This window comes from Candidatus Poriferisocius sp. (genome assembly GCF_965219815.1).
GTDB lineage: Bacteria > Actinomycetota > Acidimicrobiia > Acidimicrobiales > Bin134 > Poriferisocius.
This window is the reverse complement of the sequence record NZ_OZ244791.1, coordinates 3608550-3622255: the sequence shown is the minus strand read 5'-3', so window position 1 is coordinate 3622255 and position 13706 is coordinate 3608550. Positions and strand designations below refer to the sequence as shown.

At 64.2% G+C, this 13706-nt stretch carries 16 protein-coding genes and 1 tRNA gene; 6 read left to right on the top strand and 11 right to left on the bottom strand.

Translation table 11 applies throughout. The features are described 5' to 3' along the window. The first annotated feature begins 42 nt into the window (after nt 1–42). Both serS and ACOQPI_RS17310 read left to right on the top strand, forming a co-directional pair. Nucleotides 43–1317 (top strand): serine--tRNA ligase, encoded by a 1275-nt coding sequence (serS, locus tag ACOQPI_RS17315; protein ID WP_420620853.1) that lies wholly within the window; start codon nt 43–45, stop codon nt 1315–1317. 35 nt (nt 1318–1352) lie between these two features. Then, on the top strand, nt 1353–2051 hold the full coding sequence (locus ACOQPI_RS17310; RefSeq protein ID WP_420620852.1) for a class I SAM-dependent methyltransferase: 699 nt from the start codon (nt 1353–1355) through the stop codon (nt 2049–2051). 23 nt (nt 2052–2074) lie between these two features. Here ACOQPI_RS17310 and ACOQPI_RS17305 read toward each other — a convergent pair whose 3' ends face one another. The 7 genes from ACOQPI_RS17305 to orn all read right to left on the bottom strand — a co-directional run bounded on the left by ACOQPI_RS17305 (nt 2075) and on the right by orn (nt 6794). After that, nucleotides 2075–2398, bottom strand: a complete 324-nt coding sequence (locus ACOQPI_RS17305; protein WP_420620851.1) for a fluoride efflux transporter FluC — start codon at nt 2396–2398, stop codon at nt 2075–2077. After that, nucleotides 2395–2787 carry a fluoride efflux transporter FluC gene (locus ACOQPI_RS17300; protein WP_420620850.1) on the bottom strand — a complete coding sequence of 131 codons (393 nt, stop codon included), beginning with the start codon at nt 2785–2787 and terminating at the stop codon, nt 2395–2397. The genes ACOQPI_RS17305 and ACOQPI_RS17300 overlap by 4 nt, the downstream gene beginning before the upstream one ends. Before the next feature lies 1 nt (nt 2788). Continuing rightward, nucleotides 2789–3916 carry a cytochrome c biogenesis CcdA family protein gene (locus ACOQPI_RS17295; protein WP_420620849.1) on the bottom strand — a complete coding sequence of 376 codons (1128 nt, stop codon included), beginning with the start codon at nt 3914–3916 and terminating at the stop codon, nt 2789–2791. Nucleotides 3917–3926: 10 nt separating this feature from the next. Next, nucleotides 3927–4415 (bottom strand): TlpA family protein disulfide reductase, encoded by a 489-nt coding sequence (locus tag ACOQPI_RS17290; protein WP_420620848.1) that lies wholly within the window; start codon nt 4413–4415, stop codon nt 3927–3929. Between the two features lie 52 nt (nt 4416–4467). Then, nucleotides 4468–4806, bottom strand: a complete 339-nt coding sequence (locus ACOQPI_RS17285; RefSeq protein ID WP_419847763.1) for a WhiB family transcriptional regulator — start codon at nt 4804–4806, stop codon at nt 4468–4470. Between the two features lie 363 nt (nt 4807–5169). Continuing rightward, nucleotides 5170–6246 (bottom strand): MBL fold metallo-hydrolase, encoded by a 1077-nt coding sequence (locus ACOQPI_RS17280; RefSeq protein ID WP_420620847.1) that lies wholly within the window; start codon nt 6244–6246, stop codon nt 5170–5172. Next, nucleotides 6243–6794 carry an oligoribonuclease gene (orn, locus tag ACOQPI_RS17275; RefSeq protein WP_420620846.1) on the bottom strand — a complete coding sequence of 184 codons (552 nt, stop codon included), beginning with the start codon at nt 6792–6794 and terminating at the stop codon, nt 6243–6245. The genes ACOQPI_RS17280 and orn overlap by 4 nt, the downstream gene beginning before the upstream one ends. Before the next feature lie 100 nt (nt 6795–6894). Between orn and dut the strand changes: the two genes are divergently transcribed. Next, the gene (gene dut, locus ACOQPI_RS17270) at nt 6895–7332 is read left to right on the top strand and encodes a dUTP diphosphatase (RefSeq protein ID WP_420620845.1); all 438 of its coding nucleotides are present in this window, start codon (nt 6895–6897) and stop codon (nt 7330–7332) included. Here the strand turns inward: dut and ACOQPI_RS17265 are convergent. Next, on the bottom strand, nt 7329–7640 hold the full coding sequence (locus tag ACOQPI_RS17265; RefSeq protein WP_420620844.1) for a hypothetical protein: 312 nt from the start codon (nt 7638–7640) through the stop codon (nt 7329–7331). The two genes, dut and ACOQPI_RS17265, sit on opposite strands and share 4 nt — an antisense overlap. Nucleotides 7641–7796: 156 nt before the next feature. Between ACOQPI_RS17265 and ACOQPI_RS17260 the strand changes: the two genes are divergently transcribed. Both ACOQPI_RS17260 and ACOQPI_RS17255 read left to right on the top strand, forming a co-directional pair. Then, a complete protein-coding gene (locus ACOQPI_RS17260; protein WP_420620843.1) occupies nt 7797–8576 on the top strand; it encodes an aspartate dehydrogenase in 780 nt (259 codons plus the stop codon). Between the two features lie 96 nt (nt 8577–8672). After that, a complete protein-coding gene (locus ACOQPI_RS17255; protein WP_420620842.1) occupies nt 8673–9941 on the top strand; it encodes an ammonium transporter in 1269 nt (422 codons plus the stop codon). A 100-nt stretch (nt 9942–10041) separates the two neighbouring features. On the opposite strand, the gene ACOQPI_RS17250 is transcribed toward ACOQPI_RS17255, so the two are convergent. Together ACOQPI_RS17250 and ACOQPI_RS17245 are read right to left on the bottom strand one after the other, a co-directional pair. Further along, a complete protein-coding gene (locus ACOQPI_RS17250) occupies nt 10042–10791 on the bottom strand; it encodes a hypothetical protein (RefSeq protein ID WP_420620841.1) in 750 nt (249 codons plus the stop codon). 36 nt (nt 10792–10827) lie between these two features. Continuing rightward, nucleotides 10828–10900, bottom strand: a tRNA-Lys gene (locus tag ACOQPI_RS17245). 52 nt (nt 10901–10952) lie between these two features. Between ACOQPI_RS17245 and ACOQPI_RS17240 the strand changes: the two genes are divergently transcribed. Beyond that, on the top strand, nt 10953–11132 hold the full coding sequence (locus ACOQPI_RS17240; RefSeq protein ID WP_420620840.1) for a hypothetical protein: 180 nt from the start codon (nt 10953–10955) through the stop codon (nt 11130–11132). Nucleotides 11133–11241: 109 nt separating this feature from the next. Here ACOQPI_RS17240 and ACOQPI_RS17235 read toward each other — a convergent pair whose 3' ends face one another. Continuing rightward, nucleotides 11242–12246 carry a tyrosine-type recombinase/integrase gene (locus ACOQPI_RS17235; RefSeq protein WP_420620839.1) on the bottom strand — a complete coding sequence of 335 codons (1005 nt, stop codon included), beginning with the start codon at nt 12244–12246 and terminating at the stop codon, nt 11242–11244. Nucleotides 12247–13706 lie beyond the last annotated feature (1460 nt).

The window sequence follows — 13706 nt, the reverse complement described above, 5'->3', positions numbered from 1 at the left end:
CACCGACTACCGGCTGTGCCGCGGCCTTCCCCTGGAAGCACGATGATCGATCTGCGTCTGGTGCGCAACGAGTACGACGCAGTGCGGGCCGGGCTGGCCCGCCGGGGAATCGACCTGTCCGAGCTCGAACAGGTGGCGGCCCTGGATGAGCGCCACCGCTATCTCACCACCGAGCGCGATGCGATGCGCCACGAGGTAAAGGAGTTGTCCCAGAAAGTGGGACAGCTCAAGCGCGATGGCCGCGACGCCGAGGCCGACGAGGCTGCGGCCCGGAGCCGCACGCGGGGCGAGCAGGGCAAGGCCCTGGCCGAAGAGGCCGACTCGGTGGCCGCCGAGATCCACGACTTGCTGCTGCACATTCCCAACCTGCCCGCCGCCGATGTGCCCGACGGCGAAGACGAGAGCGACAACCCGGTGTTGCGGGTGGAGAACTTCGACCCCGATGCCTACGGCGAACACCAGCGGGTGCCCCACTGGGAGTTTGCGGTGGAGGCTGGCTGGCTGGATATGGAGCGGGCGGCCAAGCTGTCAGGGTCCATGTTTGCCATGCTCCGGGGACCGGGGGCGTCATTGGCCCGGGCCATGGTCCAATACGGGCTAAACCGCAACGCCGACCGCTACGAGGAGATCCGCCCTCCCACCCTGGTCCACAGCCAGGTGATGGTGAGCACCGGCCAGCTCCCCAAATTCGCCGACGACGCCTACTGGCTGGAGCGCGACGACCTGTGGGCCATTCCCACCGCCGAGGTGCCGCTCACCTCGCTGGCCTCCGGCGAGATTCTCGACGAGGCCGACCTGCCTATGAGAATGATGGCCTACACCCCCTGCTACCGCCGGGAGGCTGGCGCGGCGGGCCGCGACACCCGGGGGCTGCTGCGGGTTCACGAGTTCGACAAGGTGGAGATCTTGGCCTACGCCACTCCCGACCAGGCTCCCGCGGTCCACGCTGAGATCCTGGAGCGGGCCGAGGCCGCGGTGGCCGAGTTGGGCTTGGCCTACCGCATCGTGGACATCTGCACCGGCGACCTGGGCCAATCCCACCACCGGTCGTGGGACGTGGAGGTGTACGCCCCCGGCGCCGACCAGTGGCTAGAGGTGTCGTCGGTGTCTTGGTACTCCGACTACCAGGCCCGCCGGGCCAACCTCCGCTATCGGCCGTCAGAGGAGAAGGGCACCCGCATCCTCCACACCCTCAACGGCTCCGCCCTGGCCGTCCCCCGAGTGTGGGCCGCCCTAGTGGAGACCCACCGCCAGCCCGACGGCTCCGTAGTCATCCCCGAACCCCTCCGCCCCTACCTCGGACGCGACATCCTTTAGTGCCGCCCGTAGGGCAACGTGACAATGTGTGTGCTGTGAGCGATAGAGGGTTGTTGGAAGAGCAGCTTGCCTACTACCGGGCTCGTGCTGGCGAGTACGACGAGTGGTGGGAGCGCCTGGGCCAATATGACCGAGGTGAGGAAGAGAACAAGCAATGGGCCGGCGAGATTGGAGTGCTTCTTGAGATCTTCGATTCTCTGCCCTTAGACGGCGACATCGTCGAATTGGCCCCGGGTACGGGCTATTGGACCGAGCTGTTGGCCGAGCGAGCCGAATCGGTGACGGCGATCGACGGAGCGCCTGAGATGATCGCCTACAACCGAGCCCGATTGGGCGCCAAGGCCGACGCGGTCACCTATGTTCAACACGACATCTTCGAATGGGTCCCCCCGCGCCGATTCGACGGCATGGTGTATTGCTTTTGGATCTCCCACGTCCCCCGCAGCCGGCTCGCCGAGTTCTTCGCAACCTGCCGCAGTGCTCTTCAGGATGGAGCGTGTGTGTTCTTTGTGGATCTTCGATTCGACCCAACCGGATTCGCGGTCGAAGAAATCCGGTTCGGGGAGGATCCCGAGCTGACACTGCGGCGCCTCAACGATGGCCGAGAGTTCACGATCATCAAGAACTACTACGACACAGAAGAATTGCAGGACGCCGCGGCCGCCGCGGGCATTCGCCTTGAAGTGGGCTACACCTCGACCTTCTTCCAATACGGCATAGGGTTCGCCCAATAGTCGGCGGCGAATTGCCGTCGCCGCTAGCTGGAGATGATCAGACCGACGGCGGCTGCGGCCAGGCCGAGAGTGAGGCTCACGGCAGCGTAGGCGAGGGCGCGGGGGCGGGTTAGGGCGGTTAGCTCCACGGCGAGGGTAGACAGGGTGGTGAGTGAGCCCAGGCCGCCGACGCCTACGGCCGTCATCACGGTGTTGCCGCTGCCCGCCAGCAGGCCGAGGGCGAAGCTGCCGAGTACGTTTACCCCGAGCGTGCCCCACGGCCAGGTGGGGGAGTTCAAGCGCTGGGCAGTGGTGGTCCGTAGAAGTGTTCCCGCCACCGCCAGCGCTACGAACCCGAGCGCGGTCATAGGGCTTCCTTAAATAGAGCTCTCCGCAGCGCCGCACCGATCACGGCCAAAGCCAGCCCGCCGGCCACCGAAACTGCCAGATAGCCGGCGCCATAACCCCAGTCGCCGTCGCGGGCCATCTGGGCCACGTCGACAGTGAGCGCCGAGAACGTGGTGAGGCTGCCGCAGAAGCCGGTACCGAGACCGAGGCTTACCGGCAGTTCGGCCCGGGCCGACCACGCTGCCGCCGCCAGATAGCCGAGCACCAGACAGCCAGCCAGGTTGACGGTCAGCACTCCCCAGGGCCAGATGTCGGTGGCGGGCAGCACTTCGACCAGCGCCCAGCGCGCGCCCGCTCCGGCCAGCCCGCCTATTCCGACAGCAATTGCGGCCCGGGGTGCAAGCGGCAAGCTATGTGCCACCGCTTTCGGCCAGGGGCGGGCCGGAATCGCTCCGGGGCCGGAAGCGGATCCACAGCACGATGCCCACGATCACCGCGAGCAGCACCTCCCACAGCACCGGCCAGCGACCGGGGTCGGTGAACCAGTTGCCCACCCGCTCGGGGATGGCAGCGATGGTTCGCGCTATCGGCAGCACCAACAGGTCGCCCTGGTATTGGATTGCCTCCGACAAGGCGTAGCCCACCGCAACAACGGCAGAGGCCGCGGCCAGCCAGGGTCGGGGGATGCGGTGGCGGAACGCCCACAGCAGCAAGGCCAGCACCAGGATCGCAGTGGCCAGTCCGAAGCGGTTGCCACCCACGTCGATGATCCAGTTCTCCAATCGGAGAGACACCCGGTTGGAGGCCTCCACGAACGGGTTGTTGGCCTCGAAGTCGTCGCGCAGCAGCACTTGGACTTCCCACCAGCCGTAGAACCCGAGCACCACGCCGGCCACCACCAGGAAACCGCCCGAGATCTTGTTGATGTGGGGCAGCAGGCGACGCAAGTTCGCGGTGACACCGGAGCGTCCCATGGCCACGGCCAAAGTCAAGAACGTGATCACCAGCCCCATCCCCAAGGCGTAGGCCAAGAATCGCAGGATTCCCTCAAACCATCCGTCAGTGCTGAATGAGCCGCTGACGCTGCCGAAGAACACCGGGCTGGCGCATCCCAGCGACACCACCGCGTAGGACACCCCGAACAAGAAGATGGAGATCAGGCCTTGACTGTCGCCTCCCTTGGAAAGTCGGGGCACGGAGATCTTGGGCTCGAATCCGGCCAGCATGGCGATGCCGAGCACCACCATGAGGCCGCTAATCACCAGCGTGATCCACGGTCCTCGTTCGGCAATGGTGGAGGTGGAAATGAGTGATGTGGTGAGCGCGCCGATGATGCCGAAGAAGGCCACGAACCCGGCAGTGAGGGTGAGCCCGACAACCAGCCCTCGAAGGACATTTCGACCGGTGTCGGTTGACTGGTCTTGGCTGCCGATGCCCAGGAAGTAGGCCAGGTAGGCCGGCAGCATGGCGAACCCGCACGGGTTGACGGCGGCGACCAGGCCGGCGCCAAACGGAACCGCCAGGTCGAGGTCGAACACAACCTGAAGGTTACGGGGTCAGATGCGCGTTTATGTGCTCGGTGATCTGATCGGCGGTCAGGCCCCCGGTGTGCTGATAGACGACCTCGCCGTCGGGGGCGATGAACAAAGTGGTGGGCATGCCCAGAATCCCGTAGGCGTTTCCGATGGCAGAGTCCGGGTCGACCCCGGTGGTATAGCTGACCCCGGTGTCGGCCACGATCTCCCGGGCTCTGGTGGGGGTGTCGTTGTAGGCCAGACCGATGAAGGCGAGGTCAGGACGCTGCTGGCTGATGGACTCCAGGGCGGGCATCTCCGTGATGCACGGCGTACACCACGAGGCGAAGAAATTGAGCACCACAGGACGGTCGAGGAAATCGCCAACGGCAGCGGTGTCCCCGTTGAGCAACTCGAACTCGATTTCTGTTGCTTGGACATCGTCGCCGGCCCCTGAACCACAGGAGCCGGCGACGACGGCGATCAGAACCGCTAGTGCTGCCCGGCGGCACCGCCCGGCCATCAGGCCATACCGGCTATCAAGCCGAACCAGCCATCAAGCCGGGCGTCGGCCATCAGGCCGAGCGGAGCCGCTCACGCAGATGTACGGGCACCGGCACCTGGACAAACTCGTCCTCGGGACGGGGCACCTTGGCCGGACGACCCCGACGACGCTTGCTGGTCAGCACCCTGCCGTTGCGGAACAACTGGCCGCCCCACACTCCCCACGGCTCGCGGCGGGCGATAGCGCCTTCCAGGCACTCGGCCATTACCGGGCACTCGGCGCAGATGGCCTTGGCCCGGGAGATGTTCTGGAGCTCGTCGGAGAAGAAGATCTCCCCAAGCGAGGCGTCGATGGTGCGGCACGCAGCGTCCAAGCGCCAGGGTGCGTTCTCAAAGAGGAGCGCTTCCATGTTGTTCTCCTTTCGGGGGTCTTCGGCTAGGTGCTTTCAGATGGTTGGTTGGGTGGTGGTTACAAACTGAAAAGGCCGCCGGATTTTTCCGGCGGCCTCGGTGAGTATTTGATCCTTGTAGGTGTTCTACGTGGATCCTCCCCGAGGCCTGGTGTTGGCAGTCTTCTGACCAAACACGCATGGTGTGTGATGGGTCGTCCAATAGCCGTGGCCAATTCGGGCCATGTCAGCCATCGCTACGCGCGCGGCTCGGCCTGATTGGCCGATGGCGAGATAGCTCCTGGCGAACATGACCACTACTCAACAGTGTATTGAGCGCGATGTCAATTTATTTCCCGATCAATTTGCTCTCAGAACCGACTACTACAGCCCGGGCTTGATTTCGAACGTCGTCAGCCCGTCGGGGGTGATGTCTTGGCGGGCCTCGCCGATCACCTTGAGATGCACCAGGTGGGCGAAGGTTTCGCTGGCGGCCATGTCGCCCCAGGCCCGCTCGCTGAACAGCACCCGCATGAATTCCTCCACGGTGGCGCATCCCAACTGGCTGCTGGCGTGGCGCAGGACGTTCAGGCGCTCGTGGTGGTGGTCGCAGATGTGATCTGCTCGGGCCCCGATGTCGGAGAACGGGTGTCCGTGAGCGGGCAGGGCCACGGTGGCCCCATCCAGAGTCTTCATGCGGTCGAGCGAGTCGAAGAACTCGGCCAGGGAGTCATCGGTGTCGCTGCGCCCAGCGATGTGCGGCGTGATGGTGGGCAGCACGTGGTCGCCGGAGAACACCGCGCCGTGCTCAGGATCGTAGAGGCAGAGATGATCGCCGGTGTGACCCGGGGTGTGCAGCGCCACCCAGTCCCTACGGGCGAAGCGAACCACTTGGCTGTCCACCACCTTCACCGACGGCTTGGGGGTCTGGAACCAGCGAGCGTGGAGGTTGTCCTTGGCTCGGAATCGCTGGATGTACTCCCGACTGGGCGGAGTCCTCTCGGTACCCCATGGGGTGAGCTGGCGGAAGCTCTCCTCGATCCGCTCAAAGATCTCCTCCTCAGAGGCATTGTCCTCGGCGTCGTGGGTTTCTGTGGTCTCTCGGCGGTCCCAGATCGGGCGAAAGCTCTCGTGGGTCAAGATGTCGGCGCCGGCCTCTTCTCGCAGTCGCTCGGCACCGCCGAAGTGGTCGAAGTGGGAGTGGGTGATGATGGCGGTATGTACGTCCCCCACCTTGTAGCCGGCCCGGTCAAGCCGATCGACCAGGGCGTTCCAAGAATCAGGACCGGGCAGTCCGGGGTCGACTACTGAGACGCCCCGCTCGTCTTCCATCATGTAGCAGTTCACATGGCCTAACCCGGGCAGGTTGATTGGCAACATTGTGCGGAGCACACCGGGAACCACCTCAGTGATCTCGGTGGTGGCTTCCTCCTGTTCCTGCTTGCGAGGCCGCTCGGTCATCCACCAGCCTCCGTGGGAATTGCAAAGAACTGTTCGCGGTAGTGGCGGAGCTCATCGAGGCTCTCGCGGATGTCGTCGAGGGCCCGATGGCCCTTGGCCTTCTTGGGCGCCTGCTGAAATGCCTTGGAGTTCCACCGCCGAGCCAGTTCCTTGATGGTGGAGACGTCGATAGAGCGGTAGTGCAAGAAGTGCTCCACCTCGGGAAGCTGGGCAGCCAAGAAGCGGCGATCGACCCCGATGGAGTTGCCGCACAGCGGCACGGTGCGGGGCTTGTCGATGTGCTCTTTGAGGAAGGCCAGGGTCATCTCGCCCGCGGCTTCCAAGCTGAGCGTGGATGCCTTGATCTGATCCAGCAGCCCGCTTTTGGTGTGCATCTCCACTACCACGTCTTGCATTGAGGCCAATGCCTCAGGGGGGGCTGAAACCACCAGGTCAGGGCCTTCCGCCACCAGTTCTAGGTTGTCGTCGGTGATGAGCGTGGCGATCTCCACGATCACGTCAGTGGCCGGGTCTAACCCCGTCATCTCCAAGTCCATCCAAGCCAGCATCTTGAGTTGACCCTAGAGGTTGAGGCCTGAAAAACCTGAGTCGGCGGGTAATCGCTCAGATCGGGAGAAGTGTCGGCTCTGGCCATGTAGTGTCACCGCCGTGTTGGAGATCCCCATTGTCCGCAGCCGCCCTGACCTGCCATTTCCCCGCTACGCCACCGAGGGCGATGCTGGGGCCGACCTCGTGGCCAGCGAAGACGTTGAGCTGGCTCCAGGAGGTGGCCGAGGCCTGGTGCCCACCGGCACGTTCATCGCCATCCCCGAGGGATATGCCGGGTTTGTGCAGCCCCGAAGCGGGTTGGCGCTACGCCATGGGGTCACCTGTTTGAACACGCCGGGGCTGATCGATTCCGGCTATCGAGGCGAGTTGAAGGTGCTGTTGGTGAACACCGACCCGGCCGAGCCGTTCACTGTGCGCCGCGGCGATCGGATCGCCCAGCTTGTGCTGCAAAAGGTGGAGCAGGCCGACTTCGTGGAAGTGGAGGAGCTGCCCCCGTCTTCCCGGGGATCGGGAGGATTCGGCTCTACTGGGGCCTAAGCCGACTTCTGAAGCCAGAGACGGTGCTCGTCGGGGTCGAGCTTCCACGAGTCCACCAGCGATCCGGCGGAAGACTCGAAACGGTCGATTCTGTCGTGGGGGATCGGCTTATCTCCCCGCTGGTCAAGCTGGGCTTCCACGGTCACGATGCCCGCTTTGCTCTGGAAGTCGAATGCCATGGTTCCGTCGGACCGTTCTGGATCGAGCAGCAGCACCACTGCCTCCTTGATGACCCGGCTGAGGTTGGCGATGTCGTCGGAAGAGAATCCCTGGTGGTCGGCCGCGTGGATGGCAGCGATCTCAGCCATGCGGCCGTACCCTTGAGCCGCGGGCACCTCGACTCTCACGCCACCGCTCACGGTCGTCAGTCGGCGGTCTTCGCCGGTTCCATGCTCTGAGAGTACCAACCGAGCAACAAGACATTGAAAAAAGAGTGCGGGGAGCGCGGCATATATCCTGACTCGATGCTTCGAGTCGGCCTGATTGGCTGTGGGGCCATCGGCTCAGTGGTGGCCCGGGAACTGTCGCAAGGGGCGGTGCACGGGGTGGAGTTGGCCGCGGTTCTCGATCCTGTTGTCCACCATCCCCTGGGAGTGGATGATCGGGAATCGCTGCTGTCCCGATCGGATGTGGTGGTGGAAGCCGCTGGCCATTCCGCCCTCCGCGAGCACGGGGTGGCGGTGCGGGAAGCAGGCACCGACCTGCTGGTGGTGAGCATTGGAGCATTGGCCGATGGTGACCTAGAGGCTCGGTTACGACAGGCCGAGGGCGGGCGATTGTTCCTGTGTACCGGGGCCATTGGCGGCTTCGACATCCTGCGAGCAGCCATGCTCTTCGGGCCATTGGAGGAGGTGGCCATCACCAGCACCAAGCCTGCGATGGCCCTCAGTCGCCCGTGGATGGACGAGACGATTCAGGATGCGCTGGCCCAAGGCACCGAGCCGGTGACGGTGTTCGACGGCCCGGCCCGGGAGGCGTGTGCCCTCTTTCCGGAATCGGCCAACGTGACCGCCACCCTGTCGCTAGCCACCGTCGGATTCGACCACGTGCGGGTGCAGATGGTGGGTGATCCGGCGGCCACCCGGGTGCGCCACGTAGTGACCGCCTCAGGAAAGGCGGGCACCTACGAGCTGTCGTTCGAGAATGCCGCCTCTCCCGACAACCCTCGCACCAGCGCGGTCACTGCCTACTCCGTGCTTCGAGCCGTCGGTGACATTCGCCGCCCCTCGGTTTCTTTCCTCTAGAAAAGAAACCCTTGATGGATTTGATGTCTGTATGTAGCTTGACGTTCTAGGAGCCGCGGGCCCGACCCCGGGCCAGCGGAGTGACAGGGGGATGTCATGGTCGAGTTGCCGGACCAATTTGTCTTTAACACCTTTGCCTTTTTGATCTGGGGTGCATTGGTGATGTGGATGTGTGCGGGCTTCACGATGCTGGAGTCCGGCGCGGTCCGCACCAAGAACGCCTCCATGATCTGCCTCAAGAACATCGGCATCTACTCCATTGCGGGCCTGGCGTATTTCATCGTTGGATACAACCTCATGTACGTGGATGTGGGTGATCTCATCGGCACCTTCGACTTCCTCTACGGGCCGTCGGGCGCCGAGAAAGCCTTGCTCAACGGGGATGAGAGCGCGCTAGGCAGCGTGGTGGACAACGGATACGCCGTGATGTCCGACTGGTTCTTCCAGATGGTCTTTGTGGCCACCGCCGCATCCATCGTGTCCGGGGCCATTGCCGAGCGCATCAAGATGTGGTCGTTCTTCGCCTTCACCCTCATCTTGACTGCATTCATCTATCCCATCGTGGGCTCCTGGACCTGGGGAGGCGGTTGGCTGGCCCAAGAGGGCTTCCAGGACTTCGCCGGCTCCACCATTGTCCACGGCACCGGCGGTTGGGCCGCCTTGGCCGGAGTGCTGGTGGTGGGCCCCCGGCTGGGCAAGTTCAAAGCAGACGGCAGCGTGAAATCCACCCCGCCCTCCAACGTGTTGGTGGTGACGCTGGGGGTGTTCATCTTGTGGCTCGGCTGGTTCGGTTTCAACGGCGGCTCCCAGCTTGCCCTGGGCACCCCGGGTGATGCGGTGGCGATGACCATCGTGTTGGTCAACACAAATCTGGCCGCCGCGGCCGGCGTGATTGCCGCCCTGGCCGTCTCCCGTTCGATCTTGGGGAGGATCGACCTCTTCGCCGGCCTCAACGGGGCCATCGCCGGACTGGTTGCCATAACCGCTGGCCCCACCATGGTGGACCACTGGTGGGCGATGATCATCGGCGCCATCGGCGGTCTGCTCTGCACCATCGCCATCAAGGTGCTGGAGATAGTCAAGGTGGACGATGTGGTCGGCGCCATTCCCGCTCACCTGGTTGCTGGCATTTGGGGAACCCTGGCCGTGACCATCGCCGCCGGCGGCCGATTCCACATTCAGCTTCTGGGCATCGTGTCTATCGGGGCGTTTGTTTTCATCGCCTCCTTGGTGGTGTGGAAGCTGCTGGACTTGGTGATGGGCCTGCGGGTGTCGGCTGACGTCGAGCGCATGGGCCAAGACGTGGCCGAGCTCGGCATCGAGGCATACCCGGAGTTTGTGCTGATGCCCGAAGAGTTGGACTAATAGCCCAGCTTCAACGAATCAGGTGCGGTGTACTGGAGGGTTGATCCGGTTCTGACCAATCAAGTGCGTTGTCCTGAAGATTTGATCCGGTTCTGACCAATCAGGTGCAGGGTTCTGCGGGTGCCACGGCGGGGAGTCGGCCAGCCCGCATGGAGGTGACCGAGGTGCCGTCGGTCTCGAAGATCACCCGGTAGTCCACGTCTGGCTCATCCACCGGGACGAATTGGATCGAGTTCCCGCTGCCGTCGGCATAGGGGGTGACCACCAGCCGTTCCCCGAACAGCTCGTGGAGCTGGGCCTCGGTGCTGCCCACGCTGGCGCCCGACCGGGTGGTGATGCTCGGATTGGTCACGTCCACCCGCTCGATGGAGCTGTTGAAGATTGTGACCACCACTCCCGAGGGCCCATTGGCCGGGGCGAGCAGGTAGCAGCGGGGGGTGCCGTCTTCTGGGCCGCCGGCCCACAGGGTGGGGAGCGACTGGGCTGCCTCTTCTGGGGTCATGCCGAAGAACATCGACCCGAGTCCCGCGGTGGTGAGCTTGTCGGAACTGCTGAAGGCGGGATCGCTGAGGTCAACTGGCTCGGGCGCCTCAATCGGCTCTGCGGTCGAGATGGGGATCGGCGTGGGTTCATCGACGGGAGCAGGTGTGGGCTCCTCAACCGATTCGGTTACGGGCTCCTCATCGACGGGTTCCTCAACGGGGCTGTCTTCAACCGGGGCCGGTGTGGACGCTGGTGCTGGTGCTTCTGTGGCGGTGGGCTCGGGGGTGGCATCCTCGCCAGAGTCGTCGTTCCCGCAGGCCGCGAAGAACAGAACCAATATGGCAACCAAAGCAATCGATCGACGCATGGCCTCAGCGTAGTAGGCGGAGCGATAGGTGTCTTGTAGGCCGCCTGGGACTCGAACCCAGCACCTTGAGATTAAAAGTCTCCTGCTCTACCTGATGAGCTAGCGGCCCGCCGTCACTGTATCGCCCAGACCCATTGTTGCGGCCGGTAATATGCCGCCCAGTGGAAGCCTGGGAATCCCTGCTAAGCGACGTGGAAAGCGAGTTGATCGACGTGGAGGCGGTGCTCGCTGATCTCGACGACCTCGACGCATTGCGCCATCGGGTTCACGCCGCCCAGGCCGACGGAAGCATCGACCAGCGTCCCGTGCTCCAGCGCTGCGCAGGGCTGATTCAGAGCTGATCCGGTTACAGCAGATCCGCTACGGGGCCAGCGTCGCCTGGTTGCCTGGGGTGGTTTTGCCTCATCCTCTGGGCTTCAGATCGAGAGCGCTGGTGATTGTCGCAGCGCCTTATGCGGCTTGCCGTCGAGGATACGCGGCGGTTGATCTGCCGACTTCGCCGATTTCGGGCTCGCCCGTTTTCGTGGGGGTCTGGCTTTTGAGGTGTTGGGCGGCGGGGGTGTGTTGGGCTTGGATGCGCCGCGCGTAGTGGGCAGCGGTCTGGGGGGTGTGCCATCGGCCGGCGAGCATGAGTCCGCCCAAGTCGGTGCCTGAGGCGATGAGGTCTTGGGCCATGCCCACCCGCGGGGAGTGGGTGGAGATTCCGGCGGGGTCGATGCCGGCGGCTTTTGCTGCGGCCTTGATGCGCCGACGGGCGGTGCTGGGCGAGAAAGCGAATATGCGGGTGTCGGGATCGGAGCCTGCTGGCCTCAGGCGTTCGAGGGCCTGCGCTGCGTACTCGGAAATGGCAACGGCGGTGCCTTCGCCGGTCTGGTCGGTTTTGGAGCGGCCGATCCATATGGTGGCCAGCCCTTCGCCCTCGGGGCGTTCAAAATCCCCCCAGGTCAGGGCCAACAGCTCTGCGCATCTCAAGGCGGCGTCGTGGGCGACGGCGACCATGGCGATGTCGATGTCGGCGCGCTTTTGAGCTTGTTCGCGGGATTCCAGCCTCCCGCCGGGCTGGTTGCGCCTCGGTGCCGGGGCGGCGCAAGCGACTTGTTGTACGTGCTCCCAGCGCAGCGGGCTGGCCTGGCGGGTGGTGACGCCCCGTTCAGCGGCATCCCGGGCCAGCCCGGCCAGAACGAGCCGCACCCGCAGGTCGCGGGCCGGGTTGGTCCCCCGCTTGCCGCGGAGTTCGTAGGCGACGGCGGCCAAATAGGTACGCAGGGTGGTCGGCTTCTTCCCTTCCATATGGAGGCTGACCAGCCAGCGCAGAATGTCCTCGACGGTCGGGGCTGATACCGGCCGCCCGCTGACGTCCGCCCAGCGGGCCCAGCTGTTCCATCCGGTTTTGTAGGTCTTGCGGGTGTTGGCGGACAGCGCCGCGGTTTCGGCCTGAGCTATCAGCCCATCCACGCAGCAAAAGCTCCGGCCAGCACTGCCGCCTGAGCCGCTATGCGAGCACATGGCCTGGGGGGGGGGGGGTGCTTCATCGCCGGTTTCCTAGCCGAAACCCACAATCCAACTCTAACCAAAACCAAAAAAACCCGCCGAAGCGGAAACGCTCCACGCGGCGGATAAATGCCGTTATTGCTTAGCTCAGGTTGGGAATGCTTGTCAACCCATGCCCGGACGCGAGCCCGCACAGAGATGCTCTCGAATAGGCGACTGTCTGCTTGACCTGCCAAAACCGCTTCGCAACCAGATAGGCGCGCCCGTCAGGAAAGGAGGGATCCTGTCGCAGGGACAGCACCGATCGGCTCGGGGCTGGTATCGGTCCAGCGGTCGCCGTGCCCTCAGATACAAGGGAATCCGATTACCTGCTTTCCGGTCATAGTCCCGCGAATCTCTAGATGGGCGGGGCTTTCAAACCCGTACTCCCAGCGATCCCATCCGGATCGGCAGGGGCTTGGACACGGCGGATAACGGCATTTATCCGCCCGTATCCCCATTGCTGAGGAGAGCCGCCCCATGTCTGCGTTGACAAAGTCCGACCGCTCGAGCGAAACCGCCAAGATTCCCGCTTCCGGGGGGCGGCGGGGTGTCTGGGGGCTCTTTGCTGTTGCCGCTGTTTTCGCTGTTTTGCTGAGCGCTGTTGCCGTGCCTTCTGCCTTGGCGCATCCGCCGGAGGCCAAAACGGTCTGCCCCGACGGGTACACGCTGAGCGCCGATGAGACGGAGTGCTCAAAGACCACTGCCCAAGACCACGGCAAAGCATCGTGCGATGCCGGTTACAACCTTGTTCCCAAGACCAGAGGCGCGGCGGTGTGCGAGAAGAATATTGGCTCTCCGGTGTGTTTGTCGGGTTTCATTCGGGGGAGCGAGTGCATAGGCGAGCTGTCCAACAAGCCGGTGTGTCTGTCGGGCTTTATTCGGGGGAGCGAGTGCATAGGCGAGCTGTCCAACAAGCCGGTGTGTCTGTCGGGCTTTATTCGGGGGAGCGAGTGCATAGGCGAGCTGTCCAACAAGCCGGTGTGTTCGTCGGGTTTCATTCGGGGGAGCGAGTGCATAGGCGAGCTGTCCAACAAGCCGGTGTGTTCGTCGGGGACTCTCCAAGCCGGTGCTTGCGTCACCACCACTACCACCACAGCGTCTTATCGCTGCGGCTCAGGCAGGCTGACGACCGGGGCCTTCGGAATCCCTGTTTGTGAGCACTTCCGGGTGGCCCAGTGCCCGGCGGGGTACTCGGTTTTCTGGGGTGGCTGCGTCAAGGCGAACCCTCCCAGTACGGCCGACAAAATCTGCCCCAGCGGCTACAGCAAAAGGGGCGGCTTCTGCTATCGGTACACAGTCGCCACCCCCTACTGCACGTCGGGAACCCTCAGCGGCCACTCGTGCAAGCGGACCACCAAGGTTGGTGATCCGACGTGTTTGAA